This window comes from Thioalkalivibrio sp. ALE19 (assembly GCF_000428605.1).
In the GTDB taxonomy this organism is placed as follows: domain Bacteria; phylum Pseudomonadota; class Gammaproteobacteria; order Ectothiorhodospirales; family Ectothiorhodospiraceae; genus Thioalkalivibrio.
The window spans coordinates 61,555-88,116 of sequence record NZ_AUAG01000013.1; the positions used below are offsets into that span (position 1 = coordinate 61,555).

General features: G+C 70.1%; 23 protein-coding genes. 15 read left to right on the forward strand and 8 right to left on the reverse strand.

The features are described from left to right. Positions 1–9: 9 nt before the first annotated feature. Both F787_RS0106830 and F787_RS0106835 read right to left on the reverse strand, forming a co-directional pair. The gene (locus tag F787_RS0106830; protein WP_018870560.1) at positions 10–540 is read right to left on the reverse strand and encodes a hypothetical protein; all 531 of its coding nucleotides are present in this window, start codon (positions 538–540) and stop codon (positions 10–12) included. Between the two features lie 70 nt (positions 541–610). After that, positions 611–2,170 carry a bifunctional aminoglycoside phosphotransferase/ATP-binding protein gene (locus F787_RS0106835; protein WP_028491725.1) on the reverse strand — a complete coding sequence of 520 codons (1,560 nt, stop codon included), beginning with the start codon at positions 2,168–2,170 and terminating at the stop codon, positions 611–613. A 98-nt stretch (positions 2,171–2,268) separates the two neighbouring features. Here F787_RS0106835 and mrcB point away from each other — a divergent pair, with 98 nt between their 5' ends. From mrcB to truD, 5 genes are read left to right on the forward strand one after another with little or no spacing between them, the layout of a single operon-like run. Continuing rightward, positions 2,269–4,623 (forward strand): penicillin-binding protein 1B, encoded by a 2,355-nt coding sequence (gene mrcB / locus F787_RS0106840; protein ID WP_028491726.1) that lies wholly within the window; start codon positions 2,269–2,271, stop codon positions 4,621–4,623. Between the two features lie 13 nt (positions 4,624–4,636). Continuing rightward, on the forward strand, positions 4,637–5,185 hold the full coding sequence (locus F787_RS0106845) for a tetratricopeptide repeat protein (protein ID WP_028491727.1): 549 nt from the start codon (positions 4,637–4,639) through the stop codon (positions 5,183–5,185). After that, positions 5,178–7,151, forward strand: coding sequence for an ATP-dependent DNA helicase (locus F787_RS0106850; RefSeq protein WP_019022356.1), 1,974 nt, complete (start codon positions 5,178–5,180; stop codon positions 7,149–7,151). Before F787_RS0106845 ends, F787_RS0106850 begins: the two co-directional genes overlap by 8 nt. Then, a complete protein-coding gene (gene tsaB / locus F787_RS0106855; protein WP_028491728.1) occupies positions 7,142–7,831 on the forward strand; it encodes a tRNA (adenosine(37)-N6)-threonylcarbamoyltransferase complex dimerization subunit type 1 TsaB in 690 nt (229 codons plus the stop codon). The genes F787_RS0106850 and tsaB overlap by 10 nt, the downstream gene beginning before the upstream one ends. Positions 7,832–7,851: 20 nt before the next feature. Further along, positions 7,852–8,880 carry a tRNA pseudouridine(13) synthase TruD gene (gene truD / locus F787_RS0106860; RefSeq protein WP_028491729.1) on the forward strand — a complete coding sequence of 343 codons (1,029 nt, stop codon included), beginning with the start codon at positions 7,852–7,854 and terminating at the stop codon, positions 8,878–8,880. 51 nt (positions 8,881–8,931) lie between these two features. Here truD and F787_RS0106865 read toward each other — a convergent pair whose 3' ends face one another. The 3 genes from F787_RS0106865 to F787_RS0106875 all read right to left on the reverse strand — a co-directional run bounded on the left by F787_RS0106865 (position 8,932) and on the right by F787_RS0106875 (position 10,914). Beyond that, a complete protein-coding gene (locus F787_RS0106865) occupies positions 8,932–9,363 on the reverse strand; it encodes a PAS sensor domain-containing protein (protein WP_028491730.1) in 432 nt (143 codons plus the stop codon). A 169-nt stretch (positions 9,364–9,532) separates the two neighbouring features. After that, positions 9,533–10,156, reverse strand: coding sequence for a DUF3365 domain-containing protein (locus F787_RS0106870; RefSeq protein ID WP_028491731.1), 624 nt, complete (start codon positions 10,154–10,156; stop codon positions 9,533–9,535). A 209-nt stretch (positions 10,157–10,365) separates the two neighbouring features. After that, positions 10,366–10,914 (reverse strand): Smr/MutS family protein, encoded by a 549-nt coding sequence (locus F787_RS0106875; RefSeq protein WP_019022360.1) that lies wholly within the window; start codon positions 10,912–10,914, stop codon positions 10,366–10,368. 103 nt (positions 10,915–11,017) lie between these two features. Here F787_RS0106875 and surE point away from each other — a divergent pair, with 103 nt between their 5' ends. Genes surE through rpoS form a run of 5 tightly spaced genes read left to right on the forward strand, consistent with a single transcriptional unit; the run spans position 11,018 to position 14,934 of the window. After that, positions 11,018–11,800, forward strand: a complete 783-nt coding sequence (gene surE, locus F787_RS0106880; protein WP_018870570.1) for a 5'/3'-nucleotidase SurE — start codon at positions 11,018–11,020, stop codon at positions 11,798–11,800. Then, complete coding sequence (locus F787_RS0106885; RefSeq protein ID WP_018870571.1) at positions 11,794–12,459, forward strand: protein-L-isoaspartate(D-aspartate) O-methyltransferase; 666 nt, start codon at positions 11,794–11,796, stop codon at positions 12,457–12,459. The genes surE and F787_RS0106885 overlap by 7 nt, the downstream gene beginning before the upstream one ends. A 24-nt stretch (positions 12,460–12,483) precedes the next feature. Continuing rightward, complete coding sequence (locus F787_RS0106890; RefSeq protein WP_019022362.1) at positions 12,484–13,071, forward strand: YqaA family protein; 588 nt, start codon at positions 12,484–12,486, stop codon at positions 13,069–13,071. A gap of 2 nt (positions 13,072–13,073) precedes the next feature. Beyond that, positions 13,074–13,853, forward strand: coding sequence for a peptidoglycan DD-metalloendopeptidase family protein (locus F787_RS0106895; protein ID WP_028491732.1), 780 nt, complete (start codon positions 13,074–13,076; stop codon positions 13,851–13,853). A 28-nt stretch (positions 13,854–13,881) separates the two neighbouring features. After that, complete coding sequence (rpoS, locus tag F787_RS0106900) at positions 13,882–14,934, forward strand: RNA polymerase sigma factor RpoS (protein WP_018870574.1); 1,053 nt, start codon at positions 13,882–13,884, stop codon at positions 14,932–14,934. Positions 14,935–14,970: 36 nt separating this feature from the next. Here the strand turns inward: rpoS and F787_RS0106905 are convergent, their stop codons facing one another. Both F787_RS0106905 and F787_RS0106910 read right to left on the reverse strand, forming a co-directional pair. Continuing rightward, positions 14,971–15,369 carry an Mth938-like domain-containing protein gene (locus tag F787_RS0106905; RefSeq protein ID WP_019591620.1) on the reverse strand — a complete coding sequence of 133 codons (399 nt, stop codon included), beginning with the start codon at positions 15,367–15,369 and terminating at the stop codon, positions 14,971–14,973. A gap of 58 nt (positions 15,370–15,427) precedes the next feature. Beyond that, positions 15,428–16,555, reverse strand: coding sequence for a metal-dependent hydrolase (locus F787_RS0106910; protein ID WP_018870576.1), 1,128 nt, complete (start codon positions 16,553–16,555; stop codon positions 15,428–15,430). Positions 16,556–16,630: 75 nt separating this feature from the next. On the opposite strand from F787_RS0106910, the gene F787_RS0106915 reads away from it, so the two are divergent. Further along, positions 16,631–20,341, forward strand: a complete 3,711-nt coding sequence (locus tag F787_RS0106915) for a hydantoinase B/oxoprolinase family protein (RefSeq protein WP_028491733.1) — start codon at positions 16,631–16,633, stop codon at positions 20,339–20,341. A gap of 68 nt (positions 20,342–20,409) precedes the next feature. Here the strand turns inward: F787_RS0106915 and F787_RS0106920 are convergent, their stop codons facing one another. Then, the gene (locus F787_RS0106920) at positions 20,410–22,818 is read right to left on the reverse strand and encodes a DUF1631 family protein (protein WP_028491734.1); all 2,409 of its coding nucleotides are present in this window, start codon (positions 22,816–22,818) and stop codon (positions 20,410–20,412) included. Positions 22,819–23,012: 194 nt separating this feature from the next. Here F787_RS0106920 and F787_RS0106925 point away from each other — a divergent pair, with 194 nt between their 5' ends. From F787_RS0106925 to minD, 4 genes are all read left to right on the forward strand, one after another. Next, positions 23,013–24,053: a cyclopropane-fatty-acyl-phospholipid synthase family protein gene (locus F787_RS0106925; RefSeq protein ID WP_028491735.1), complete on the forward strand. Its 1,041-nt coding sequence runs from the start codon at positions 23,013–23,015 to the stop codon at positions 24,051–24,053. Beyond that, a complete protein-coding gene (locus tag F787_RS0106930; protein ID WP_019569867.1) occupies positions 24,050–24,826 on the forward strand; it encodes a DUF1295 domain-containing protein in 777 nt (258 codons plus the stop codon). Before F787_RS0106925 ends, F787_RS0106930 begins: the two co-directional genes overlap by 4 nt. A 101-nt stretch (positions 24,827–24,927) precedes the next feature. Continuing rightward, positions 24,928–25,707 (forward strand): septum site-determining protein MinC, encoded by a 780-nt coding sequence (gene minC, locus F787_RS0106935; protein ID WP_051076737.1) that lies wholly within the window; start codon positions 24,928–24,930, stop codon positions 25,705–25,707. 42 nt (positions 25,708–25,749) lie between these two features. Then, positions 25,750–26,559, forward strand: coding sequence for a septum site-determining protein MinD (gene minD, locus F787_RS0106940; protein WP_018870582.1), 810 nt, complete (start codon positions 25,750–25,752; stop codon positions 26,557–26,559). The last annotated feature ends 3 nt before the right edge of the window (positions 26,560–26,562 follow it).

Genomic DNA, 26,562 nt, shown 5'->3' on the forward strand with positions numbered 1-26,562 from the left:
CCGACCGTCTCAGAACATCAGGGCTTCGGTGACGATCCGGTCCACCAGTTCGTTGACGTCACCGAGGGACTCCTGCGAGGCCTCGTCGCCGATCTGCGGCACGCGCTGATAGCTCATGTAGATCGTGCCCGGCTCCGCGGCCAGCTCGTAGATGGCGATGACGTAGGGGCAGAAGGTGATGTTGTGCGGGTCGGCTTCCATGGTCGCCCGCGAATAGGTGGCCGAGCAGAAGTCCACCGAGCGGCCGTTCAGGTAGATGCCCTCGCCGGATTCCTGACCCGCGGTGCGGTCCAGCATGTCGGCGATGTGGCCGACGTTGTTGATCACCAGCCCCTCCGTTTCGATGGCGAACTCGACCATCTCGAAGTAGTGGTCGAAGTCCCCTTCGACGCTGTAGATCACGCGCTCATCGCTCTCCTCGACGACCTCATAGGCCAGCGCGGGCAGGGGGAAGGCCAGCGCAGCCGTCAGGGCCAGCGCGGGCAATCCGGCGGTGATACGGCGGGCGGCCTGGCGGGTCTTGTTGCGGAATCCGGACATGAGGTGGCTCCTGTGTGGCTCGCGGACAACCGATGGTATCTCTATTCTACGTCAAATGAACTGACCGCGGTCACGCCGGGCGTTCCAGCCGCTGTGCCAGAAGCTCGACTTCCAGGGGCTGTGCGGGGCCCGCTTCCACGGCATGCTCGTCGGCGCCGGGCCATTCCTGGCGCGGGCGCTGCTGCTGCATGACCTCCACGTCGGCGTCCGAGGCATCCCGGCCCTGCGCGGCGCGGGCCTCCAGGCGTTCGCGCAGCAGGTTTTCGTCGGCGTGGCAGGCGACGACCGCAAAGCCCGCCTCCATGCGCGCGGCAAGATCGCGGAACGGCTCCCGCTGCCCACGTTCGAGAAAGGTCGCGTCGACGATGACGGTATGCCCCAGCTCCAGCAGTTCCCCGGCGCGTTCCAGCAGGTGGTCGTAGATCCGCGCGCGGGCATCTTCGCTGTAGGACACGGCATCGGCCATGCGCTTGCGTTCGACGTCGCTGCGCAGGCGTACCGCGCCCAGGGCCTGGAGGATGCGAGTGCTGATCACGGTCTTGCCCGACCCGGACACCCCGTGCATCAGGATCAGGCGGGGCCGCCGCGGTTCGGTCAGGCGTTCGGCCAGCGCGAGGTAGCGCCCCATCTCGGCCTGGTGGGCGGCCTTCTCGTCCGAGGGCAGGCTGGGCTCGGCGGCATGGATGCCCTGGACCTTGGCCCGCACCAGCGCCCGATAGACCTGGTACAGCGGCAGCAGGGCCAGGCCGTCGAAATCCTCGCGTTCTTCCAGCCAGGCGTTCAGCAGCCGCCAGGCATGCGCCGGGTGCTCGCGGGCCAGCAGGTCCATGGTGGTGAAGGCGATTTCGGAAATGACATCGATCCAGCGCAGCTCCGGGTCGAACTCGATCGCATCGAAGGCCACCGGGCGCTCGCCGCCGGCATCGTCCCCGGCTTTGATGTAGACCATGTTGCCCAGATGCAGATCGCCGTGGCAGTGACGGACGTGGCCGCCGTCGTGGCGCGCCTGCATCAGCGGGCGCAGGCGGTCCAGTTCCTTCTCGGTCCAGGTCTGCAGGCGCTGCAGCCGCTCGCGTTCGCTGGGCTGCCGGGCGGATTCGAACAGGCCGGGGAAGTTTTCGCGCATCGGCGCGGCCTCGGCCTCCGGGGTGCCGTGGGCGGAATCCGGATCGGTGCGTTCGACGCTCTCGTGGAAGCGGGCGATGTAGCGGCCCAGCTCGTCCATCGCCTCGGGCGGCAGGGCGCCGCGCTCCAGCAGCCGGTCGAGCTGGCGTTCGCGGTCGAAGCGGCGCATGCGTACCGCGTATTCCAGTACTTCGCCGGTACCGTTGATCACCGGGTGTTCGGGGTCGCCGTTGATGCTGGCGACCTCGTGATAGATCTCCGGCGCCAGCCGGCGGTTGATCTCGAGCTCCGTCTCGCAGAAATGGCGGCGCGCCTGCAGGGTGGAAAAGTCGAGGAAGCCCAGGTCCAGCGGTTTCTTGAATTTCCACGCCCAGTCCCCGGCCAGGATCACCGTGGAGATGTGCGTTTCGATGCGCCGGATCCGTTCGGCCGGACCGCCATCGGGGAACGCCCCGCTCTCGATCAGCCGGGTGAGAATGCGGTGCTGCTCGTCCAGCGCGGTCATGCGGCCTCCATCAATGTTGCCCCGGGTCAGGTTATCATTGTGCGAGTTGCGGGCGAGATGCCCGTGTTCACCCGTCCCTGTTGCAGACCGCGAGAGCCATGCCGCGTTCCTCCCGCTCCCGATCTTCGCGCAAGCGCCGCCCCGCCGGCGGCTGGCTGCGCCGCGTGCTGCGTGCCGGCACCTGGACCCTGCTCGGTCTGCTGCTGGCCGGTGCCGGCGTGGGCGTGCTGTATGTGCAGAACCTGGATCGCGAGATTCGCGCGCAGTTCGAAGGTCAGCGCTGGGCCCTGCCGGCGCGGGTGTATGCGCGGCCGCTGGAGCTGTATCCCGGTCGGCGCCTGGACCGCGAGCGCCTGGTGACGGAGCTGGAGGCGCTGAATTATCAGCGAAGCGGCCAGGGCGCCCGGGCCGGGGAATACGCGGTCAACGACGGCACGGTGGCCCTGACCACGCGCCCGTTCACCTTTGGCGACGGGCCCGAGCCGGCGCGTTCCGTGCGGGTGCAGATGGACCGTGGCCATGTGCGCTCGATCACGGATCGCGAGACGGGCGACGCGGTCGACCTGATGCGGGTGGAGCCGCTGCTGATCGGCAGCATCTACCCGACGCACGGGGAAGACCGCGTGGTGGTGGATCTTGACGAGGTCCCGCCGGCACTGATCGGTGCCCTGATCGCGATCGAGGACCGGCGTTTCATGTCACATCGCGGGGTGGACCCGGCCGGCATCGCCCGCGCGGCCTGGGCCAATCTGCGCGCCGGCCGCACGGTGCAGGGAGGCAGTACGCTGACCCAGCAGCTGGTCAAGAACTTCTACCTCACCCGCGAACAGACCCTGTCGCGCAAGCTGAACGAGGCGGTGATGGCCCTGATCCTGGAGCATCGCTACTCCAAGGAAGCCATCCTCGAAGCCTATGTCAACGAGGTGTTTCTCGGGCAGGCCGGCGAACGTGCCATCCATGGTTTCGGGCAGGCGGCCCGGTTCTATTACCAGCGCCCGCTGAACGAACTGCGCCTGGATCAGCTGGCCCTGCTGGTGGGGCTGGCGCGCGGGGCCAGCTACTACGACCCGCGCCGCCATCCGGAGCGGGCCCGGGCGCGTCGCGACCGCGTGCTGAACGCGATGCACGAGACGGGGCTGGCGGACGCGGACACTGTGGCGACGGCCCGTGGCATGCCACTGGATGTCTCGCCGGCGATGCCCGGCGGCAGCCGCTTCCCCGCATTCCTCGATCTGGTGCGCCGCGAGCTGCGCGCCGAATACGCCGACGAGGACCTGCGCTCCGACGGGCTGCGGATCTTTACCTCGCTGGACCCGGTGATCCAGCTGGCGGTGGAGGAGCGCGTGCGCGAAGAGGTGGCGGCGGTGGCCCCGCGGGCCGGCGAACATGCGGAGGATCTGCAGGCCGCCGCGGTGGTGACCGATGCGCGCTCCGGCGAGGTGCTGGCACTGGTCGGGGACCGTAACCCGGCGTATCCGGGGTTCAACCGGGCGGTGGAGGCGCGCCGCCAGATCGGTTCGCTGGTCAAGCCGTTCGTCTACCTCGCGGCGCTGACCAACCCCCGGCGCTACACCCTGGCGAGCCTGCTGGAGGACCGGCCTGTGACCCTGCAGCTGGCGCACGGGGAGCCCTGGACCCCGCGCAATTTCGACCGTGAACATCGGGGCGAGGTCACGGCCTGGGAGGCGCTGGTCCAGTCCTACAACGTGCCCACGGTGCGCCTGGCCGATCGCATGGGAGTCTCCCAGCTGGTAGAGATCCTGCAGACCTTCGGGCTGCAGGCCACCCCGGCCCCCAACCCCTCGCTGGCGCTGGGCGCACTGGAGCTGTCCCCGCTGCAGGTGGCGGGGCTTTATCAGGGACTGGCCAGCGGCGGTTATGCCACCGGCACGCGCGCGATCCGCGACGTCCTGGATGCCGACGACGAGGTCCTGTCGCACTACGGGCTGGAACTGCGCGGCGCGGTGCCGGACGGCGCCGTGCGTCTGCTCGGCGAGGCCCTGCATGACGTGACGGTGGACGGCACCGGTCGCGTGATTGGTCAGCGCCTGCCGCAGCGCCGCCTGGCGGGCAAGACCGGGACCACCAACGATTTTCGTGATGCCTGGTTCGCCGGGTACGACGATCGCCACGTGGGCGTGGTCTGGCTGGGCATGGACGACAATCGGGCGACCGGCCTGACCGGTGGTTCCGGGGCGGCGCCGGTCTGGGCCGGCATCATGGGGGAGCTGCCGGGTGGATCGATCGAGGACGGTCGGCATCCTTCCATCGAATATCACGAGATCGACCTGGAGTCCGGGGCACGGATCGTGGACGAGGATCACGCCTGCGAACGCGTCAGGCGCCTGCCCTTCTGGCAGAATTCGGCCCCCGAGGCGGTGGCCGAGTGCGAGGGCGAGGCGGACGGCGACGCCGGCGGCTGGTTCGGTCGCATGTTCCGCAACCAGGATTGAGCGAGCGTATCCCATGATGATGAAGCTGCGACAAGGCGAACTTTCCGTGCACCGCACCCCGCGCGCGCTGCGGCTGCTGGCCGGTTGTGCCGTGCTCGCGATCCTGGCCGGCTGTGCGACCCCGGAGCCGCGGCCCGCGCCGGAGGAACCCGCGACCGATGTGCCCGAACCCGGGGTCCTGGAGGTCGAGCCCGGGGCGGCCGAGGATCCGGAGCTGGCGGCCGGGGTGGACAGCGCCGCATCGGGGCTGGCGCAGCGCGCCGAGCAGGCGCGCGCGGATGCCGATCTGGCACGCGCCGGCCAGTTGCTGGAGCGGGCCCTGCGCATCGCGCCGCGGGATGCCCGGCTGTGGCAGCGCCTGGCCGCGGTGCGGCTGGAACAGCGTGACTTTGATCAGGCCGAGCGGCTGGCGCAGCGTTCGCTGGGCATGGCCGCTGGCGACCGCGCCCTGGAGCGGGAGAACTGGACCGTGATCCTGCAGGCGCGCGAGGGCCGGGGCGATACGCAGGGCGCGCGCGAGGCGCGCGAGGCCCTGCGTGCGCTCGGAGGCGAACGTGTCTGAATCCGCGGAGTCGCCGGCCGTGCGGGCCCTGAGCCCGGGCGGTGACATTGCCGAGGCGGTCCCCGGGTTCCGGCCGCGCGAACCGCAGCAGGCGATGGCCGCGGCGGTGGAGGAAGGCGTGGCCACCGCGCCATCGGCCCTGCTGGTGGAGGCCGCCACCGGGGTCGGCAAGACCTATGCCTATCTGGTCCCGGTCCTGCAGCGGCGCAAGCGGGCGCTGATCTCCACCGGCACCAAGACCCTGCAGGACCAGCTCTACCATCGGGACCTCCCGGTGGTCTGCGGCGCGCTGGGCTATCAGCCGAAGACCGCGCTGCTCAAGGGGCGCTCGAACTACCTGTGCCACTACCGGCTGGAGGTCGCGGAGGCCGAGGCTTCCGGGGCCACCGGCGCCGGCGCGCGGGCCGAGCGCCTGCATACCCTGCAGGAGCTGCAGGCCATGGCGCGTACCGACGACAGCGGGGATCTCAGCCAGTCCGGCCTGCTGGCCGAGGACTCGCCGCTGTGGCCGCAGGTGACCTCGACGGTGGACAACTGCCTGGGCAACGAATGCCCGCATCTGGATGACTGCTTCGTGGTGCGTGCGCGGCGCCGGGCGCAGGAGGCGGATGTCATCGTGGTCAACCACCACCTGCTGCTGGCGGACATGGCGCTGAAGGAAGAGGGCTTCGCCGAGCTGCTGCCGGAGGTCGACGCGGTGATCGTGGACGAGGCGCATCAGCTGCCGGAGATCGCCGGGGCGTTCTTCGGCGTGGCCCTGAGCACGCGGGCCCTGCGCGAACTGGCGCGCGACACGCGCCGCGAGCAGGAGCAGCATGCCCCGGAGATGACCGACATGCGCCAGCGCGTGGCCGAGGTGGAGGCCGCGGCGGGCGGGCTGCTCGAGGTGACCGAGGGGCACGAAGGGCGCGCCAGTCTGGAGGATGCCGACCCCGAGGGCGCGCTGGGCCCGAAGCTGGACGCCCTGGACGACGCGCTGCGCTGGCTGCACGACGCCCTCCAGGTCGCGGCGCCGCGGGCGCCCGGACTGGAACAGCTGCGCGCGCGCTGCGAGCTGCTGCGCGAGCGGCTGTCGGCGTGGCGCGAGGATACCGAAGACACCGTCGCCTGGCTGGAGCGCTTCCGCCAGAGCCTGACCCTGCACCGCACCCCGCTGGATGCCGCACGCCCTCTGGCGCAGCGGCGCGCGGCGCGCCCGGCGGCCTGGATCTTTACCTCGGCGACCCTGGCGGTGGGCGAGGACTTCACCCACGCGGCGCGCCGCCTGGGGCTGCCCGGAGACGTCGCCACCGCGCGTCTGGACAGCCCGTTCGACTTCGCGCGTCAGGCCTGTCTGCTGCGCCCGGATCCGCCGCTGCCGGACCCCAACGCGCCGGATTACACCCGTGCCTGCCTGCGCTGGGCCTGGCCGCTGCTGAAGGACGGACCGGGCGGCGGATTTTTCCTGTTCACCAGCCATCGCGCACTGCAGGAGGCCGCGACCCTGCTGCGCGAGCATCTGCCGGAGGACCGCGAACTGCTGGTGCAGGGGGAGCAGTCGCGTGGCGAGCTGCTGGAGCGTTTCCGCGCCGCCGAACGGCCCTGGCTGCTGGGCGCGCACAGTTTCTGGGAAGGCGTCGACATCCGCGGGACCGGGCTGTCGGTGGTGGTGATCGACCGCCTGCCGTTCGCCGCGCCCAACGATCCCGTGCTGCAGGCCCGCGCCGCGGCGCTGGAAGCCGAGGGCCGGCACCCGTTCATGGAGTTCAGCCTGCCGCAGGCGGTGCTGGCCCTGAAGCAGGGCGCCGGCCGTCTGATCCGCGACGGTTCGGACACCGGCATCCTCGCGCTGTGCGATCCGCGCATCGACGGCAAGCCCTACGGCAAGCGCTTTCTCAACAGCCTGCCGCCATTCCACGAGGCGACCCGCCCGCGGGCGGCGCTGGACTTTCTGCAACAGGCCCGGGAGCGCCACGCATGCGCCTGATCGCCATCGACACCGCCACCGAACGCTGTTCCGCCGCCCTGTGGGTGGACGGCGAACTGTACTCGCTGTCGGAGCGGGCACCGCAGCGTCACGGTGACCTGATCCTGGGGCAGGTCGAGACCCTGCTGGCGGAGGCCGGGATCGACCGCCATTCGCTGGATGCGGTGGCGGTGGGACGCGGTCCGGGGGCCTTCACCGGGGTGCGGCTGGGGCTGGGCGTGGCGCAGGGCCTGGCGTTCGCCCTGGATTGCCCGGTGGTCCCGGTATCCTCGCTGCAGGTGCTGGCCCAGCAGGGCCTGCGGCTGGCGCCGGAGCCGGCCCCGGCGGCGGTGCTGGCGGCGCTGGACGCGCGCATGGGCGAGGTCTACTGGAGCCTGTGCCCGGTGGCGGGGGAGCGGGTCCTGCCGGCGCCGGAGGCCGTGGCGCCGCCGGAGGCGGTGGTGCCGCAGTGGCCGGCGGGCGAACGTCTGGGGCTGGGGACCGGCTTTCGTGCCTTCCCCGAACTCGCCGGTCAATGCGGACTGCCTGCGGAGCGCGTGGACCCCGATGCCCTGCCGGACGCGTTTGACCTGGCCCTGCTGGCGGTGGACGCCCGGGAACGCGGCGAGGGGGTGGATCCGGCGGATGCGCAGCCGGTCTATCTGCGCGATGACGTGGCACGACCGGCGGCGAGCCCGTGACCGCGCCCGGGAATGCCCCGGTGTGGCCCTGGGAGGCCCCGCTGCAGGGCCGGCTGAAGGCGAGTGCGGAGGATTTCCGGGTGGAGGAGCTCCCGGCCACCCTGCCGGAGGGCGCGGGCGAGCATCTGTGGCTGGAGATCGAAAAGCGCGGTCTGAACACCGAGGACGTGGCCGTGTGGATCGCGCGGGCCGCGGGTGTGGGGCGCGGCGCGGTCAGCTACGCCGGGCGCAAGGATCGTCATGCCGTGACCCGGCAGTGGTTCAGCGTGGCCTGCGCGCCGGAGGTCGATCCGGCGTCATGGACGGTGCCGGAACCCGGCGATGCGATCGCCGCGGACGCCTGGCTGCGCATCTGCCGCCACGACCGGCATGCGCGCAAGCTGCGCACCGGGCACCTGGCGGGCAATCGCTTCACCCTGCGCCTGCGCGAGCTGGAGGGCGATGGCGACATGGCCGAGCAGGTCCTGGAACGGATCCGCGCCGGCGGCGTGCCGGCGTATTTCGGCGAACAGCGCTTCGGGCATGCCAACCGCGAGCGGGCGTACGCCTGGCTGGGCGGCGGTCGGCGTCCGCGCGGGCGCAATCAGCGCAGCCTGCTGCTGTCCGCGGCGCGCGCGGAACTGTTCAACGCGGTACTGGCCGAGCGCGTGCGCCGTGGCGACTGGGATCGCATCCTGCCGGGCGAGCGGGTCAACCTCGACGGCAGCGGCAGCGTGTTCACCGCGGATACGGTGGATGCGGAGCTGGAGGCGCGCGCCGCGCGGCTCGACGTGCATCCCACCGGGCCGCTGTGGGGGCGCGGGGATCCGGGCACCGGGGGCGAGGTGCGCGAGCTGGAAGATGCGGTGGCCGCGCAGCACGAGGTGCTGGCCCGTGGCCTGGAGGCCGAGGGTCTGAAGGCCGCGCGCCGGGCGCTGCGTCTGGTGCCGCGATCCATGGGGTGGGAATGGGAGACATCGCGGGTGCTGCGTCTGCAGCTGGAACTGGGCCCGGGGGAATACGCCACGAGTGTGGTGGAGGCCCTGATGCGCACGTCGGCCGGGGACTGACCCCCGGATCACTCCGGAGCACTCCGGGGCACTTCGGGGTTGCTGGGGGGGTTAGCCGGAGCGGGCCAGCTGACGCTCCGCACGTTCGGCGCGTTCTTCGGCCTCGACGCGCGCGGTGATGTCCTTCTGGATCCCGATGTAGTAGGTCAGCCGGTCTTCGTCGTTGAAGATGGGCGTCAGCGACAGCTCGTTCCAGAACAGCGAGCCATCCTTGCGATAGTTGCGCAGGGTCACGCGGCAGGGGCGATCCTCGTCCAGCGCGGCGCGGATTTCGCGCACGGCATCCTGGTCGTTGTCGTCGTTCTGCAGAAAACGGCAATCGCGGTAGAGGATCTCCTCGGAACGATACCCGGTGAGCTCCTCGAACGCGCGATTCACGTAGATCAGGATATTGTCGTTGCCTTCGCGTTCGGCAATCACCACGCCGTCGTTGGAGGCGTCGACCGCGAGGGCGAGCAGCTCGGCATCAATGGTTCGCGTCATGTCTTCGATTCTATAGGTTCCATCCGTCAACTTTACAGACTGTCATAAAGCCGCTTGTTTGTCCCTTTGTCCCTGCAGGAATTCGGTTTGTTCTGGGGGCGGGATGCAAAAAGAAAGGGCCGCATCATCACTGATGCGGCCCTTCTCGTATCGCCATTGCCGGAGAGTGTTACATCTCCTGGGTGATGGTGAATGCCCCGCGCACCTGCCCGGCCTGGTAGCCGGTGGCCTCGTCTTCCGGATAGAGACGTTCCAGCGCGTGCTTGATGTCGGAGTCGATGTCCTCGCCGTGGCAGGCCAGGCACTGGCTGCCGGTCGGGATCGCCGCCATGAACCGGAACCGCGCGCCATCCTCGGTCTGGATCACTTCGTGCGACGGGGCGACTTCGTCGGCCGGGGTGCCGGCAGCGACTTCGGCGTCAAAGCTTTCCAGCACCGCGCGCTCCCACTCGTCCGGGGCGTTGTCGGGGTTGCGCAGCTTGAGGCTGGTGCGCCCGACGTCCCAGCCGGTGTCGGCGGAGATGTCCGCGGCGATCTCCGGGGCCACCTCGTTGCAGACCTGGATGGCCTCGGTGGGGCCGCCGGTTTCCATCGCGCTCATCAGTTCGCCCTGCAGGGTACTGGCGAATTGCTGGATGGCCTCACGGCTCTCCATGGCGCGCTGTTCGATTTCCTCTTCGCTGACCTCGGTGGCTGCCGGTTCTTCGGCGGTCGTGGTCGCCTCGTTGTTGGAGCAGCCTGCGGCGAGGGCCGCGATGCCGAGGGCGATGGGGGCAAGTTTCCAGTGATTCATGAGCAGGACCTCTTCGTCGCAGTTTCCGTTGCCTTTGGATGCATTCATTGTACAAGGCTTGTACAGGATGGTCTCGCAGCCGGTGCGGGATTGCAACCCGGGCGGCATGCGGCTGCGGCAATCCGCTGATAACGGTCACGGTAACTCTGGACTTGATCTAAATCAACACGCCGTTCAGTGCTAATGTTCGCGGGCGATACCGGTGTCACTCAGGACGAATCCCGGCGTTTCTTGAGCAGGACGTATACGGCGCCGGTGCCACCGTCCGCCGGACGTGCCGAACAGAACGCGAGCACGTCGTCGCGCTGGCGCAGCCAGTGGTCGGTCAGCCCCTTGAGGACCGGGCCCCGCGGGCTCGAGCGCTGGCCCTTGCCGTGGATGATGCGCACGCACAGGCGGTCATCCGCGCGCGCCTCGTCGATGAAACCGGCCACCGCCTGGCGTGCCTCGTCGGCGAACAGGCCGTGCAGGTCCAGTTCGTCCTGAATCCGGTAATGGCCGCCGCGCAGCTTGCGGAACACCCGCTGGCTGATGCCCGCGCGGCTGAAACGCAGCTCGTCGCCGGGCTGGAGGTCGCCGAATTCCAGCGGGTCGCTCATCCAGTCGCGCCGGGCCTGTTCCTCGTCGCGGTCGCGCTGGGCCGCGCGGGCGGGCGGGCGCGGCGTGTCCTTCTCCGCGCGGTCGCTGTGAATCCGGCGTACCGGGCCCACCGCACGCAGAAACTCGTCGAAATCGCTGGGACCGTCCCCGGAATTCATGGCAGGATACTCGCTTTCCGAGGCTCCGGCACAGGCAGGAAACTGCATGTCCCGAAGCCGTTTCCAGTATATTGAAGACCCTTTCAAAGCCTCCGGCTCCCGAATGCGCATTCTGGTCAGTAACGACGATGGAATCCATGCCCCCGGCATCCAGTGCCTGGCCGGCCACCTGCGAACGGTGGCCGAGGTCCGGGTAGTGGCACCGGACCGCGACCGCAGCGGCGCCAGCAACAGCCTGACGCTGGTGCGGCCGCTGCACGCCCGATCGGTGGGCGACGCCGGTGTGCAGGTCGATGGTACACCCACCGACTGCGTGCATCTGGCGCTGACGGGGTTGCTGGAGGAGGAGCCGGATCTGGTGATCTCCGGCATCAATGCCGGGGCCAACATGGGCGACGACGTGCTGTACTCCGGGACCGTGGCCGCAGCCATGGAGGGTCGCTTCCTTGGCCTGCCATCGATCGCGGTGTCGCTGGTGGGGACCGACCTGCGGCATTACGACACCGCGGCGCGCGTGGTGCTGGATCTGCTGGATCGGCTGCGGCAGGTCCCGCTGCCGGCGGCGACCATCCTCAACGTGAACGTCCCGGATATTCCGTTCGAGTCGATCCAGGGCGTGCAGACCACCCGCCTGGGGAACCGCCATCGCGCCGAACCCATGGTCGCCGACCAGGATCCGCGCGGGCGGGAGATCTACTGGGTGGGTCCCGCAGGGCCGGAGCAGGATGCCGGTCCCGGGACCGATTTTCATGCCGTGCGCGAGGGCTACGTCTCGATCACGCCGATCCAGGTGGACCTCACTCGTTACGACGCGATCGACACCGTCGGGCGCTGGCTGGAGGGTGCCGCGCCGGGGGATCACCACCAGGGAGGTACACCATGGTGAGCGACGCCTCGGGTGCCGGGCTGACCTCGGGGCGGGCGCGCGACCGCCTGGTCCGGATCCTCGAGCAGCAGGGTATCCGCGATCCGCGGGTGCTGGAGGCCATCCGCAGCGTGCCCCGGCACCTGTTCGTGGAGGACGCGCTGAGCCACCGCGCCTACGAGAACATCGCGCTGCCCATCGGGCACCGCCAGACCATCTCCCAGCCGTTCATCGTCGCCCGCATGACCGAGGCCCTGCTGGAGGGCGGGCCGGTGAGCACCGTGCTCGAGATCGGCACGGGTTCCGGTTATCAGGCGGCGGTGCTGGCGCAGATCGTCGACCGGGTGTACTCGATCGAGCGGATTCAGGCGCTGACCCGCAGCGCGCGCGAGCTGCTCAGCCGGCTGGGCATCAACAACGTGAACCTGCGCCACGGCGACGGGGCGGAGGGCTGGCCCGAGCGCGCACCGTTTGACGGGATCATTCTCACCGCGGCTCCGCGTGAGGTGCCCGAGACTCTGCTCACCCAGCTGGCTCCCGGCGGGCGTCTGGTGGCCCCGGTGGAGAGCGCGGACGGTCGTCAGCATCTGGTCCGCTATACGCGCACCGAGGATGCGTTCGTCCGCGATGTCCTCGACGGGGTGATGTTCGTGCCCATGCTCCCGGGCGCGGAGCAGTAGCGACGTGTCCGGAATCGCGCCGCGATGAAACTGTTCGAGCCGGTTTATGATCGGGTGATGGGGTGGTCCCGTCACCGTTATGCACCCCGCTACCTGGCCGGTCTCTCCCTGGTGGAATCGTTCGTGCTGCCGTTCCCGCCGCCGGATGTCATGCTTGCGCCCATGGCGGCCGCGTCGCCGGCGCGGGCCTGGTATCTGGCCGCCCTGACCACGGTTGCCTCGGTGATCGGCGGGGTGCTGGGTTACCTCGCCGGCTGGCTGGCGTTCGAGTCGCTGGGCCCGTGGCTGCGGGACATCGGCTACGCCGCGGAGCTCGCGCAGGCCGAGGACTGGTTCGCCACCTGGGGGGTGTGGGTGGTGCTGGTGGCGGGGTTCTCGCCGCTTCCCTACAAGCTCTTCACCATCACCGCCGGGGCCCTGGCCATGGCGTGGCTGCCGTTCGTGCTCGCCTCGCTGCTGGGGCGCGGTGCGCGTTTCTTTCTGGTGGCCCTGTTCATGGCCTGGGCGGGGCCGCGCGCCGAGCGCCATCTGCGCCCCTACATGGAACGCATCGGCTGGGCCGGGATCGGCGTGCTCGTGGTGGCCATCGCGGTGTATCTGGCCCTGGAGTGAGCATGCACGAGAGGGTGCTGCGCGGCCTGATTTTCGTGTTGCTGGCGGCCCTGCTGGTGGCGGCCGTGAGCGGATGTGCGCTGCGCACGCCGGGCGATTCCCGGGTTCCCGATACGCATACCGTGTCGCGCGGTGAAACCTTGTACAGCATTGCCAGCCGCTACGGGCTGGAGTGGCGGGCGGTGGCACGACGCAACGCGATCGGTGCGCCCTATGTCATTCATCCCGGCCAGCGCCTGCGCCTGACCGGTCCGGCGCGTTCGTCGCCGCCCCCGGTGCCATCGCGCGAAACGGCGAGCGGATCCGGGGCTTCATCGAGCGAGCGGGGGCGCCCTTCCGGCACCGGTGACGAGCCCGCGTCCGCCCCGGAACCCGAGCCGGAACCCGAGCCGCGGCCGGCCCCGAGCGGTGACGGCGAATGGGTGTGGCCGGCCGATGGTGACGTGGTGCGTGCCTTCTCCGACAGCTCCAGCACCCGACGAGGGCTGGGTATCGGTGGCGAGCCGGGGGATCCGGTGCGGGCCGCGCGCAGCGGCGAGGTCGTCTATGCAGGTGGCGGTCTGGTGGGGTATGGTCGTCTGATCATCGTGCGTCACGACGAGCGTTTTCTGTCGGCCTACGGACACAACGACGAGCTGCTGGTCGAAGAAGGCGACACGGTGGAAGGCGGCGATCCGATCGCGCGCCTGGGTGCATCGGGGACGGACCGGCCGATGTTGCATTTCGAGATCCGCGTGGACGGCTCGCCGGTTGACCCGGCGGGCTACCTTCCGGATCGTTGAACCGAGCAATCGACTGGCAGGATCACGCATGAGCGACCCCCGGTACCCGGCCGATCTCGACGGCCGTGAAGGCGAGGATCCGGAATCTCCTCTGGAGGAGCCGGCATTGCATGAACCGGCGGAAGAAGAACGGGTCGAGGACGGTGTGGTCCCCCCGGAAGAAGCCCCCGACCCGGTCGAGGCGGGAACGCCCGAGGACGAGGTTCCGGTGCGTCCGCGCACCCTGCGCGATGCGCGCCCCGCGGAGCTGGACGCCATCCAGCTCTACCTGCGCGACATCGAGTTCCGCCCCCTGCTGACGCCGGACGAGGAACGGCATTACGCGCGCCTGGCACGCCAGGGAGACGAGGCCGGCCGGCGGCGCATGATCGAATGCAATCTGCGTCTGGTGGTGAAGATCGCCCGGCGCTATCTCAATCGCGGCCTGCCGCTGCTGGATCTGATCGAGGAGGGCAACCTCGGGCTGATGCATGCGGTGGAGAAATTCGATCCCGAGCGCGGTTTCCGCTTTTCCACCTATGCCACCTGGTGGATCCGTCAGACCATCGAACGCGCCCTGATGAACCAGGGGCGCACCATCCGCATCCCGGTGCATGTGTCCAAGGAACTGCGTACCCATACGCGGGTGGCGCGCGAACTGGCCCAGGAGCTGGGGCGCGACCCCAGTGAAGAGGAACTGGCCGCGCGCCTGGAAAAGCCGGTGGCCGAGATCCAGAAACTGCGGGCGATGTCCGAACCCTCGACCTCCATGGACCTGCCGCCGGGGCCGGATGGTGATCGCTCATTGACCGACATCCTCGCCGACGTGAATGCGGTGGAACCCTCGTCCATCCTCGAGGATCAGGACATCCAGGATCTGGTGGAGGAATGGCTGGGTCAGCTCGACGAGAAGCAGCGCGAGGTACTGGTGCGCCGTTTCGGTCTGCACGGCTTCGAGCGCTCCACGCTGGAGAAGGTCGGCGCGGAGATCGGGGTCACGCGCGAACGCGTGCGCCAGATCCAGATGGATGCGCTCAAGCGACTGCGGAGGCTGCTGGAATCGCGCGGGATGAAGGGTGACGAGGTGCTTCCCGGGTCCTGAGTGCCGCCGGGCTCCCGAGCCCGGTTGGGCATCGACTCAATCGCCGGCGGAGGCTTCTGCCGGTTCCACGATCAATGCTGCGGCCACGTCGCGCCCTTCGGCCATGATCAGGTTGTAGGTGCGGCAGGCCGCCGCGGTGTCCATGATCTCCACCCCCAGCTCGCGCCGCTGCAGTTCGCGGCGCAGCTCGCGCGGCGGAAAGCGGCTGACCTCGCCGGTGCCGATCAGCAGGACCTCCGGGGGCTCTTCCAGGACCGGGCCCAGTGCCGCCAGGTCCAGTTCGCCGGCCGCGCGCACTGGCCAGTCCGCATGCAGCGAGCGCGGCCGCACGATCAGACTGGCGTGATAGCCGACATCGTTGATCCCGATCGCCCCGGGGGCATGCCCGGTGATGCGATAGGTGACGCCGTCGGAGGTGAGTTCGGAAAACAGCATGGGCCGAACGCTACTCCGCCCGGGCGCCAGGCTCAAGAGCTCGCAGCCGCTGCAGGGATCAGCGGCGCGGCCGGATCGGATCGCCGGGGTGGGCGCCGGGGAGACCCATGCGCATGCGGCAGCGCGGTGGAGGATTGGTCACGAAGTACTCCGGCCCGGCCAGATCGCCCATGCAGCCAATGCGATCGGGCTGGAAGGCGCGCCGCGCCAGCGCGTGCAGGGCGTCGTCCAGCGGCCCTTCCTCGCGCACCCGTTCGCTGCTGATCGGTTGCCATTCACCGTTTTCGCGTTCGGCGATGGCGAAGCCGAAGGGGAAGTAGCCGGGACCGCCCAGGCGGATGTCCGTGGCGACCAGGCGCGGCGGACGGTCCTCGTCGTACTGCGCGTGAAAGCGCAGGAACGGGCCGCTGAACTCGCGCAGGCGCCGGCCGTCTTCGAGTTCCATGGCGGCTTCTTCGAGTCCGTGCGGGTCGCGGCGGAAGGTCTCGAAATCGGGACGGATCGGCTGGTCGAAGATCCCGACCCAGGCCTCGTGGAAGTGGTTGCCGTCGAGCACCGTGACCCGCCACACGAGCATGTTGAACGGGGTGGGCTGGACCAGCCGGGGCTGGTCCTCCAGTCCGGCCTGGGCCAGCGCGGGCTGGATGTGACGGTCCAGCCACGCCTGCAGGGCCAGGCCGCTGCCGGCGTAGGCGGTGGAAAGCACCAGCCCGGCCACCAGCGCCCGCGGCGCGAAGCGCCAGAAGGCCGCGACGATCACCCCGATCAGCAGCGGCAGGGTGTACAGCGGGTCGATCACGAAGATCGAGGCCGTCCCCACCGGGTCGACTGGCAGCGGCCAGAGGATCTGGGTGCCGTAGGTGGTCAGGGCATCGTTGAGGACATGGGTGACCAGGACCAGCGCAAAGAACCACCACCAGCGGGCAAAGCCGATGTCGCGGGTCGCCGGGATCCGCGAGGCCAGCCCGGCGGCCGCCAGCGAGAACAGCAACAGCACCGGGATCGAATGGCTGAACCCGCGGTGCAGGGTGAAATCGGAGACCGCATCACCGTAAGCTATGAGGATGTCGAGATCCGGAATCAGGGCGACCAGCGCGCCGAGTACCAGGGCCTTGCGGCCCAGCCGTGAACCGAGGACGAGGCCGCCGACGGCGGCACCGAGACTGGCGTGGGTGACGGGATCCATGGGGGTCTGCGTTTCCCTGCGATGTGTGGGCGGGTGGTCCTGCGACCGGCCGCGGCGCGGCGAGTTCGGGGCGCAATGATGGCGGGCGGCGACGATCACGCACAAGCCCGCGGCCGGCACGCGGATACGCGGGCCTGGGATTTCTGGATCGACCGCGGTGGCACCTTCACCGACATCGTGGGGCGCGACCCCGAGGGCCGGCTGCATTCGCACAAGCTGCTGTCGGAGCACCCCGAGGCGTACGCCGACGCGGCGGTGCAGGGCATCCGCGACCTCCTCGGGCTCGCGCCGGGCGAACCGGTGCCGGCGGCGCGCATACACGAAGTGCGCATGGGCACCACGGTGGCCACCAACGCCCTGCTGGAAGGCAAGGGCGAGCCGGTGGTGCTGGTGATCACCGCGGGCCTGGAGGACGCGCTGCGCATCGGGCATCAGGCGCGCCCGGAGCTGTTCGCGCGCGACATCCGCCTGCCGGTCCCGGTGTACGACCGGGTGGAACCGGTGGACGAGCGCGTGGATGCCGCCGGACGGGTGCTGCGCGCGCCCGATCTGGACGCCCTGCGGTCGCGCCTGCAGGCGGCGCGGGCGGACGGCTATCGCGCGCTGGCGGTGGCCTGCGTGCACGGCTACCGCTTCCCGGCGCACGAGCAGGCGGTGGCCGAGCTGGCGCGCGAGCTGGGCTTCGAGGAGGTGGTCGCCAGCCACGAGGTCAGCGGCCTGATCAAGCTGGTGCCGCGCGGCGAGACCGCGGTGGTGGACGCCTTTCTGTCGCCGGTGCTGCGACGCTACGTACGACAGGTGACCGCCGAGCTGGGGACGGTGCCGCTGCGCTTCATGCAGTCCTCCGGCGGACTGGTGGATGGCGAACGCTTTCGCGGGCGCGATGCGGTGCTGTCCGGTCCCGCCGGTGGCATCGTCGGGGCGCTGCGCACCGCGGGCCCGCTGGGCTTCGAGCGCCTGATTACCTTCGACATGGGCGGGACCTCTACCGACGTGGCGCATCTGGCGGGCGAGCTGGAGCGGCGTCAGGAGAGCGAGGTGGCCGGGGTCCGCCTGCGCGTACCGATGCTGGACATCCACACCGTGGCGGCCGGCGGCGGGTCGATCTGCCGGTTCGACGGCATGCGCCTGCGCGTGGGGCCGGAGTCGGCCGGGGCGCAGCCGGGTCCGGCGGCGTACGGTCAGGGCGGTCCGCTGACGGTCACCGACTGCAATCTGCAGCTGGGACGGTTGCGGCCCGAGTATTTCCCGGCGGTGTTCGGGCCGGATCGCGACCGGCCGCTGGATGCCGGGGCGGTGGCGGAGGGCTTTGCCGCGCTGGCGGCCGAGGTGGGGGCGACCCAGGACGAGCCCCCGTCGCCCGAGGCGCTGGCCGAAGGCCTGCTGGAGATCGCGGTGGAACACATGGCGCGCGCGATCAAGACGATTTCGGTGCAGCGCGGGCACGACGTCGGCGGTTATGCGCTGGTCTGCTTCGGCGGGGCCGGCGGGCAGCATGCCTGCCGGGTCGCCGAGCGTCTGGGCATGCGGCACGTGCTGTTGCATCCGCTGGGCGGGGTGCTGTCGGCCTTCGGCATGGGCCTGGCCGAGCTGCGGGCGCTGCACGAGGCGAGCCTGGAATGTCCGCTGGACGGCGATGGCGCGGCGCGGCTGGAGGCGGCGCTGGGCGAGCTGGAGGCCCGGGCCCGGGACGAGCTGACCGGGCAGGGCGTCGAGCCCGCGCAGCTGCGACTGCATCGGCGGATCCAGCTGCGGGTGGAGGGCTCGGATTCGCCCCTGGAGGTGGAGGCCGGGAGCCAGGAGGCAATGCAGCATGCGTTTGCCGAGGCCTGGCGTCGGCGCTACGGCTTTGCCCCGCCGGACCGGCAGCTGGTGGTGGCGGTGGCCGCGGTGGAGGCCGTGGGGCCGGGGGCGGAGCACCCCGCGGAAGCGGCGGGCGCCGCTGCGGATGACGAGGCCGCGGCGGGCGAAGCGGAATGCGCGGAACGGGTGTCGATGTTCACCGCAGGGCAGTGGTGCGAGGTGCCGCTGTACCGCCGCGAGGCCCTGAGCCCCGGCATGCGTCTGGAGGGCCCGGCGATCGTGATCGAGGCCACCGGCACGGTGATCCTGGAGCCGGACTGGCGGGGCCGCATGGCCGCGGACGGCACGCTGGTGCTGGAGCACGACCCCGCCGCGGGGGCGCGTGATCGCAAGCGGAGCGAGGATCCGCAGCGTCGCGACCCGGTGCGGCTGGAGGTCTTCAACAACCGCTTCATGGCGATCGCCGACCAGATGGGCTTCACCCTGCAGAACACCGCCCATTCGGTGAACATCAAGGAGCGCCTGGATTTTTCCTGCGCGCTGTTCGACGGGGCCGGCCGGCTGGTGGCCAATGCGCCGCACATGCCGGTGCATCTGGGCTCCATGGGTGCCAGCGTGCGTGCGATCGTGGCGGCCTTCGGCGACGACCTGCGTCCGGGTGACGCGTACATGCTCAACGATCCGTTCAACGGCGGGACCCATCTGCCGGACATCACCGTGATCACGCCGGTGTTCCTGGATGCTGCGGGCGGGGTCACCAGCGATCCGGCGACCCCGGCGGTGCTGCGGTACTTCGTGGCCTCGCGCGGGCATCACGCCGATGTCGGCGGGATCACGCCGGGGTCGATGCCGGCGTTCTCTTCAGCTCCGGAGGAGGAAGGTGTGCGCATCCCGCCCGTGCGGCTGGTGCGCGACGGCGAGTTCGATGGCGAGATCCTGGAGACCCTGCTGACGTCCGGTCCGTGGCCGGCGCGCAATCCGGCGCAGAACCGTGCCGATCTGGAGGCGCAGGTGGCGGCCAACCGGCGCGGTCTGGAGGAGCTGGATCGCCTGCTGGGCGAGAGCGGGCCGGCAATGGTGACTGCGAGCATGCAGCATGTGCAGGAGAACGCGGCTGCGGCAGTGCGGCGGCTGATCCCCGAACTGGAGCCCGGCCACTTTCGCTGTACGCTGGATAACGGGGCGGAGATCGTGGTGTCGGTTACCCCGGATCGGCCCGGATCGGCGGAGGATGCGCGGCTGGTGATCGATTTCGACGGGACCTCGGCCCAGCGCGCGGACAATTTCAACGCGCCGGTGTCCATCGTGCGCGCGGCGGTGCTGTACGTGCTGCGCTGCCTGCTGGACGACCCGGTGCCACTCAACGACGGCTGCCTGGATCCGGTGGAGCTGCGGGTGCCGGAGGGCTGCATGCTCAATCCGGTGCCGCCGGCCGCGGTGGTGGCCGGGAACGTGGAGACCTCGCAGGCGGTGACCGACGCCCTGTTCGCGGCCCTGGGGGCGCAGGCGGCCGCGCAGGGGACGATGAACAACCTGACTTTCGGCAACGACCGTTACCAGTACTACGAGACCATCGCCGGGGGTGCCGGCGCAGGCCCCGGCCACCACGGCGCCAGTGCGGTGCAGACCCACATGACCAACTCGCGCCTGACTGACCCGGAGGTGCTGGAGAGCCGCTTCCCGGTGCGGGTGGAGCGCTTTGCGCTGCGCGCGGGTTCGGGGGGTGCGGGTCGGTGGCGCGGCGGCGACGGGGTTATCCGCCGTCTGGGTTTCGATGAACCGATGGAGCTGACCCTGCTGGCCAACCGCCGTCGTGTGGCGCCCTTCGGTCTGTATGGTGGTGGCGATGCAGCCGCGGGCGAGGACTGGCTGATCCGCGCGGACGGGCGCCGCGAACGCCTGCAGGGCTGCGACCGGCGTGCGCTGGAAGCGGGCGATGCGGTGGAGATCCATACCCCGGGCGGCGGGGGATACGGGCCGTAGGAGCGGCCCTGGCCGCGAAGCGTTCGCTGCGCGCGGGGCGGCTCGCGGTAGGGGCAAGCCGGAAGATGTCAGCCGGTGGCGCCGGCCGATTCCCCCGTGCCCAGCTTCTGCTCCATCAGATGATCGAACAGGGATTCTTCCGGGATGATCTGCGCGCGCCCGGTGCGGAACTCCTGGGCCAGCCCCTGGAGGCTGTGCTGGCGCTTGCTGCGGCCGGCGGCATCGGTGAACAGGAAGCGCCCGGAGTGGGTGCCGCGCCAGACCAGCTTCATGCGCGTGACGCGGGTGCCGGCGGGCGAGGTGAACTGGATCCAGGTGCCCGATTCCAGGCTGTCGGCGGTGTCCACGTGCTCGTCGTCGTGGTCGCGCATCAGTGACGGGTCGTCGTCCGGGAGGCGCGCTGCGGTCGCGAACGGGCTGGCCGCTGAGCGGCCCTCGCTGCGCCGGCTGCGTTCGCGCGAGCGTTCTTCGTTGCCCCTGTCGGAGGCCTGGCCGCGGTGGCTCGTGGTGTCCGTGGCGTCGGTACCGTCCGTTGCGGGGGCTGAGCCAGTCGCCGGTTCCTCTTCTGCCGCCGGTTTCGCCTCTTCGGTATGGCTTGGCTTGCGCCCGGCGGCCATCAGGTGGGCGCTGACCAGGTCCGACTTGATGCGGGCACGTTCCTCCGCCGACAGCGGAGCCCGGTCGAGATAGGCGCGGATACGGGCCAGCAGTGGCGCCGAGGACTTGAAGTCCGGCGCCTCGCGCATCAGCTGCAGCAGTTCCTCCAGCAGAGCCAGACCGGCGGGGGACTCCCGGCCGTCGTCGGCTTCCTGGCTGTCATCGGCGGCGGATGCGGCGGTGTCCGCAGGCTGTTCGCCGGGGGTGGCGGCCGGGGTCTCGTCGTCGGTCCCGTCCGTGGTGCCCGTTTCCGCGGCGCCGGCCGGGACGTCGGACGCCCGAGAGGATCCCGGACCGCCGTCCTGCACAGGGGCCGGCGCGGTGGCGGCGTCCGTACTGCCCTGCGATTCAGGGGCTGTCGCCACGCGGGCGGTCTCCTCCGCGGTGAGCAGCGGGACCCAGGCGTCCATCAGCTGCTGGCGGGCCTGGTCGGGCAGGCCGCGTCCGGCGGTTTCCACGGTCTGGTGGACGGTGGTCTCCATCTGCCAGGAGACCTCGATCCGGGTCTCCTCCTGTTCCGCCTCCCGACGTTCCTCGGCCGCCTCGGTTTCGATCTCGGATTCGACCTGCTCGAGATCCTCGCGCAGGGCCTGCAGCGCGCTGTGGTAGGCGTCGGCACTGTCGAGGCCGGCACCCCGCAGACGCTCGACGTGTTCCGCGACCAGCCGCGCCAGTGGCAGTTCGCGGGCGTCTTTGAGGTCGAGATCGGGGTCCACGCGCAGGGCGATATTGAGCAGCTGACCGGTCATCTGGCGTGCCGGGTGCTGCTTGTCGCGGAAGAAGCTGCTGTCGCGCATGGCGATGCGCACCAGCGGGAGCTGGAGGTCGGCCAGGGGTTCGCGCAGGGCCGGGTTGAGATCGTCGCGCTTGAGGATCAGGTCGAACAGGCCCTGCAGCAGGTCCATGATGAACGGTTCCAGCGACTCGCGGCTGGGGGCATTCTGGACCATGGTGGCCACGGCCAGCGTGCCCGGCATGCCCTGCGGCATGGCTCCGCCCTCGGCGGGGACCATGCCGCGCTCCCCGGCCGGCACCACGTAGCCGAACTGGCCCCAGTGGCCGGCGGGGGCGGCCGGTCCCGGCTCGTGCCGGGCCGTCGCGGTGGTCGCCGGGCCGGCGTGCGCTGGCGGCTCTTCTGTCCCGGCCCGGGTGGCTCCGCCGCCGCTGGTGCTCCGCGTGCGCGCCACGGGACCCGTTTCGGGGACAGCCAGCCCCGCTTCGCCGAAGGCACGGAGCAGCGCCTGCATCTCCGGCTGCAGGTCGCGGACCACGTCGCGGTCGAACCAGTGCAGCAGCATCAGACAGTCTTCGGGGGGCAGCGGGACGGCTTCGACGGCCTGAAGGAAGGCATCCCCGAGGGCATGCGGATGCCAGGGGGCCGCCTCCGGGGATGCTGCGAGCCGGTAATCCCGCGTGAGCTGCTCCAGGGCGTCGATCTCTTCCGACATCACGGAGCGCGCCCCGGCGACTACCTTGCGCAGGGCGACTTCGCGTTCGGTGGCCTCCTGATCCATCACGCTCAGCTCGAGGCCGACATCGTCGGCGCCGGGGTCCGTGCCCGAGGGCGGCTGTGCCGGGGTCAGTCGTTCCGCCAGTCCGCTGCGGAATTGAACGAGCACGGATTGCGCTGCCATGCGAATCTGCCGCGACAGCATCATGTTCTGCTGCGCGCGCTGGGAATCGATCGCCTTCTCGGCCGAGTCCATCAGGCGGTCGTCGAGCTCGTTCATGAATGCGCGGTTCTTTTCTTCCAGCGCATCCATGAACGGGGTCCAGACGCGCTGCAGCAGCCGGGGCGGGATTCGGTAGGTCTGGGCCATGATCACGTGGAAATTGAGCGTTGGGTCTCACTCTATCACCGCTGTCGGGGGGCGAGGGGTGACCGGGGTCACGTCAAACCCGACGTCTGGCGGGGTTGTGATCGGCGGGTCGCGCGGAACCGGGTCGGCCGCAGTCGGTCCATGGTGTTGCGGACCGGGGCCTTCGGCCCGGGCACCGGCAGATGGAGGGGACGATGGAGCGACTGATTGACTGGGCCGAGCGCGGCTGGTTGCCGGATGCGGCCATCCGTGCCGGGATCCGGCATCTGCTGCGGCGGCGGCTGCGCGAGAGTGGCGGGTCGCCGGAGACCCTGCGTGCACGGCGCGAGGCGCTGGTACGGGCCATGCGTGAGGCGCCCGTCGCTCTGTCCACTGATACGGCCAACGAACAGCATTACGAGCTGCCGACCGAGTATTTCGAGGCGTGCCTGGGGCCGTGGATGAAGTATTCCTCCGGATGGTGGCCGGAAGGCGTGGAGGATCTGGCCGGAGCGGAGGCGGCGATGCTGCAGCTGACCACCGAGCGCGCCGGGCTGGCCGACGGCCAGCGGATCCTGGAACTGGGCTGCGGATGGGGGTCGCTCTCGCTGTGGATGGCGGAACAGTTCCCGCGGTCCACGGTCCTCGCGGTATCCAACTCGACGACTCAACGGGAGGCGATCGAGCGTCGGCGTGACGCCCTGGGTCTGAGCAACCTGGAGGTGGTCACCGCCGACATGAACGATTTCAGTCCTCCGTACGGCGACTTCGACCGGGTGGTTTCCGTCGAGATGTTCGAACACATGCGCAACTGGCCGGAGCTGTTCCGTCGCATCCATGACTGGCTGCGGCCGGGCGGGTGGTTCTTCATGCATGTCTTCGCCCATCGCGACCGCGCCTATTTCTTCGAGACCGACGGTGACGCGGACTGGATGGCCCGGCACTTCTTTCGCGACGGGCTGATGCCGTCCGAGGATCTGGTGCACCACTTCCAGGAGCATCTGCGGGTACGTGACCAGTGGCGGGTGGGCGGCGAACATTACGCGCGCAGCCTGAACGCCTGGCTGGAACGCCAGGATGCCGCTCGCCAGCGGCTGTTGCCGCTGTTCTCCCGGACGCTGGACGCGGCGCGGGTCTTCCAGCGCTGGCGGATGTTCTACATGGCCTGCGCCGAGCTGTTCGCCCGGGACGGCGGGGGTGAGTGGTTCGTCTCGCATACCCTGCTGGAACGCCCGCTGCGGGGGGACGCGGAATGAGTCTTTCGGTCGCTTTTCTTTGGGGACTGCTGGCGGCGCTGGGTCTGATGACCCTGGTCTGGGGCGCGGCGATGCGTCGCCGCGACGCCAGCCTGGTGGATCGTTTCTGGGGTATCGGCTTCATCGTCGTCGGCGTCCTGTGGTGGGGGATGGCCGGGTTCCCGGCAGCGGGACTGTGGATGCTGGTGCCGGTGGTCCTGTGGGGTCTGCGCCTGTCGGCCTACATCACCTGGCGCAACTGGGGCCATGGCGAGGACACGCGGTACACCGCGATGCGCGGAGAGCTGAGCGATGCGGCCTTCGCGCGCCGCAGCCTGGTCACGATCTTCGGTCTGCAGGGTGCGCTGGTGGCGGTGATCGGCCTCCCGGTGCTGGCGGGGGTCAGTGCGCAGTCGATGCAGCCGCTGCTGCTGGCGGCGGGCCTCGCGGTATGGGCCTTCGGTTTCGTCTTCGAGACCGTGGCCGATCTGCAGATGGCCCGCTTCCGCGCCGATCCGCAGCGGCGTGGCGAGGTCATGGACCGGGGGCTGTGGCGCTACAGCCGGCATCCCAACTACTTCGGCGAGATCGTGGTATGGGTGGGCTATGGCCTGCTGGCGCTGGCCGCAGGCGGCTGGTGGGGTATCCCGTCGGCGGTTCTGATGATCGTTCTGATCCTGCGGGTATCCGGGGTGACGCTCCTCGAATCGCACCTGCACGAGACCCGCCCGGGTTATGCCGACTACGTTGCGCGGACCCCGGCGCTGATCCCGGGGCGCCCGCGCCGGCGGTGAATGGCGCGCAGGCTTGCCGGACCCGGGGCCGGCACGCTATAAATGCGCGATTCCGCCCCGTCCGGGGCGACGCCGACCATCCTCCGAACGTGGAACCGAGCATGAGCGCTTCCCCCAGCTCCGTCCAGGCCATGGAACTCAAGGGCCGCATGCTGCTGGTCTCGGTGCTGCGGGTGCACGACGCCGAGCCGCACAACCTGGGCCACATGCTCGCCGCGCGACGCGACGAGGCGCCCGATCTGATGCGCGACATGCCCATTGTGCTGGATCTGCAGCCGGTGGCGGATGCCGGGGATGCCGCCCTGCGTGCGGTCGTGCAGCAGGTGCGGGCCGCGGGCTTTCGCCTGATCGGGCTGCAGGACGGTGAAGCGGCGCAGGCGCTTGAAGCGGCGGATGCCGCCGGACTGCCGCCGCGTCTGGCCATGGGTGGCCGCGGCGGTTCCGGCGAAGTGGCCCTGGGCGAGGGCCGTGCGCGGCGGGAGGCCCCATCCGCGGAGGCCGCGGAGGAAGGTGATTCCGCGGCGTCGGCTTCGGCGGCGCCGGTGGCGGTGCACAGCGCGACACGCGTGGTGGACCAGCCGGTGCGCTCGGGGCAGCAGGTCTACGCACGCGGCGGGGATCTGCTGGTGACGGCTCCGGTCTCCGCCGGTGCGGAGCTGCTGGCGGACGGCCACATCACCGTACTGGGGCCGTTGCGTGGCCGCGCCCTGGCCGGAGTGCGCGGGCTGGTGAGCGCGCGCATCTTCTGTCGCCGCCTGGAGGCCGAGCTGCTGTCGATCGGTGGACACTACCGGATTGCCGAAGACATCACGGAAGCCGAGCGCGGCGACAACCGGCTGGTGACACTGGCGGGCGAAAGCCTCAACATCACGGAGTCCTGAGCGGATTCCGCTTCCCTCGATTCTCAAGGAGACGCAGCCAACATGGCACGTATCGTAGTGGTGACTTCCGGCAAGGGGGGCGTGGGCAAGACCACGACCTCGGCCGCGATCGCGACCGGCCTGGCCCAGCGGGGCCACAGGACCGCAGTGATCGATTTCGATGTCGGTCTGCGCAACCTCGACCTGATCATGGGCTGCGAGCGGCGCGTGGTTTATGACTTCGTCAACGTGATCAACGGTGACGCGAACCTGAAACAGGCGCTGATCCGCGACAAGCGGGTCGAGAATCTGCACATCCTTCCCGCATCGCAGACCCGCGACAAGGAAGCGCTGACCGAGGATGGCGTAGAGCGCGTGCTCGGCGAGATGGCGGAAGAGTTCGATTACATCATCTGCGACAGCCCGGCCGGCATCGAGCGGGGTGCCCTGATGGCTGCCTATCACGCCGACGAGGCGGTGGTGGTCACCAATCCCGAGGTGTCCAGCGTGCGTGACTCGGACCGGATCCTGGGAATCCTCGCCTCCAAGACCCGCAAGGTCGAACAGGGCGGCGATCCCATGCCCGGGCGCCTGCTGCTGACCCGTTATTCCCCCGAGCGGGTGGAGCGCGGCGAGATGCTCAGCATCGAGGACGTGGGGGATATCCTGGCGATCGACCTGCTGGGCGTGATTCCGGAATCCCAGGCGGTGCTGAATGCCTCCAACGCGGGGCAGCCGGTCATCCTCGACGCGGAGTCGGATGCCGGGCAGGCGTACGACGACGCCGTCGGCCGCTTCCTGGGCGAGGAGCGTCCGCTGCGTTTCGTGGACGTGCCGAAGCGGGGCTTCTTCGGCCGTTTGTTCGGAGGCTGAGTC

Bases quoted from the DNA above. Each gene is read 5' to 3' on its own strand.
- F787_RS0106830 (WP_018870560.1), bottom strand. From the start codon at position 540: ATGTCCGGATTCCGCAACAAGACCCGCCAGGCCGCCCGCCGTATCACC.
- F787_RS0106835 (WP_028491725.1), bottom strand. From the start codon at position 2,170: ATGACCGCGCTGGACGAGCAGCACCGCATTCTCACCCGGCTGATCGAG.
- mrcB (WP_028491726.1), top strand. From the start codon at position 2,269: ATGCCGCGTTCCTCCCGCTCCCGATCTTCGCGCAAGCGCCGCCCCGCC.
- F787_RS0106845 (WP_028491727.1), top strand. From the start codon at position 4,637: ATGATGATGAAGCTGCGACAAGGCGAACTTTCCGTGCACCGCACCCCG.
- tsaB (WP_028491728.1), top strand. From the start codon at position 7,142: ATGCGCCTGATCGCCATCGACACCGCCACCGAACGCTGTTCCGCCGCC.
- F787_RS0106865 (WP_028491730.1), bottom strand. From the start codon at position 9,363: ATGACGCGAACCATTGATGCCGAGCTGCTCGCCCTCGCGGTCGACGCC.
- F787_RS0106870 (WP_028491731.1), bottom strand. From the start codon at position 10,156: ATGAATCACTGGAAACTTGCCCCCATCGCCCTCGGCATCGCGGCCCTC.
- F787_RS0106875 (WP_019022360.1), bottom strand. From the start codon at position 10,914: ATGAATTCCGGGGACGGTCCCAGCGATTTCGACGAGTTTCTGCGTGCG.
- surE (WP_018870570.1), top strand. From the start codon at position 11,018: ATGCGCATTCTGGTCAGTAACGACGATGGAATCCATGCCCCCGGCATC.
- F787_RS0106885 (WP_018870571.1), top strand. From the start codon at position 11,794: ATGGTGAGCGACGCCTCGGGTGCCGGGCTGACCTCGGGGCGGGCGCGC.
- F787_RS0106890 (WP_019022362.1), top strand. From the start codon at position 12,484: ATGAAACTGTTCGAGCCGGTTTATGATCGGGTGATGGGGTGGTCCCGT.
- F787_RS0106895 (WP_028491732.1), top strand. From the start codon at position 13,074: ATGCACGAGAGGGTGCTGCGCGGCCTGATTTTCGTGTTGCTGGCGGCC.
- rpoS (WP_018870574.1), top strand. From the start codon at position 13,882: ATGAGCGACCCCCGGTACCCGGCCGATCTCGACGGCCGTGAAGGCGAG.
- F787_RS0106905 (WP_019591620.1), bottom strand. From the start codon at position 15,369: ATGCTGTTTTCCGAACTCACCTCCGACGGCGTCACCTATCGCATCACC.
- F787_RS0106910 (WP_018870576.1), bottom strand. From the start codon at position 16,555: ATGGATCCCGTCACCCACGCCAGTCTCGGTGCCGCCGTCGGCGGCCTC.
- F787_RS0106915 (WP_028491733.1), top strand. From the start codon at position 16,631: ATGATGGCGGGCGGCGACGATCACGCACAAGCCCGCGGCCGGCACGCG.
- F787_RS0106920 (WP_028491734.1), bottom strand. From the start codon at position 22,818: ATGGCCCAGACCTACCGAATCCCGCCCCGGCTGCTGCAGCGCGTCTGG.
- F787_RS0106925 (WP_028491735.1), top strand. From the start codon at position 23,013: ATGGAGCGACTGATTGACTGGGCCGAGCGCGGCTGGTTGCCGGATGCG.
- F787_RS0106930 (WP_019569867.1), top strand. From the start codon at position 24,050: ATGAGTCTTTCGGTCGCTTTTCTTTGGGGACTGCTGGCGGCGCTGGGT.
- minC (WP_051076737.1), top strand. From the start codon at position 24,928: ATGAGCGCTTCCCCCAGCTCCGTCCAGGCCATGGAACTCAAGGGCCGC.
- minD (WP_018870582.1), top strand. From the start codon at position 25,750: ATGGCACGTATCGTAGTGGTGACTTCCGGCAAGGGGGGCGTGGGCAAG.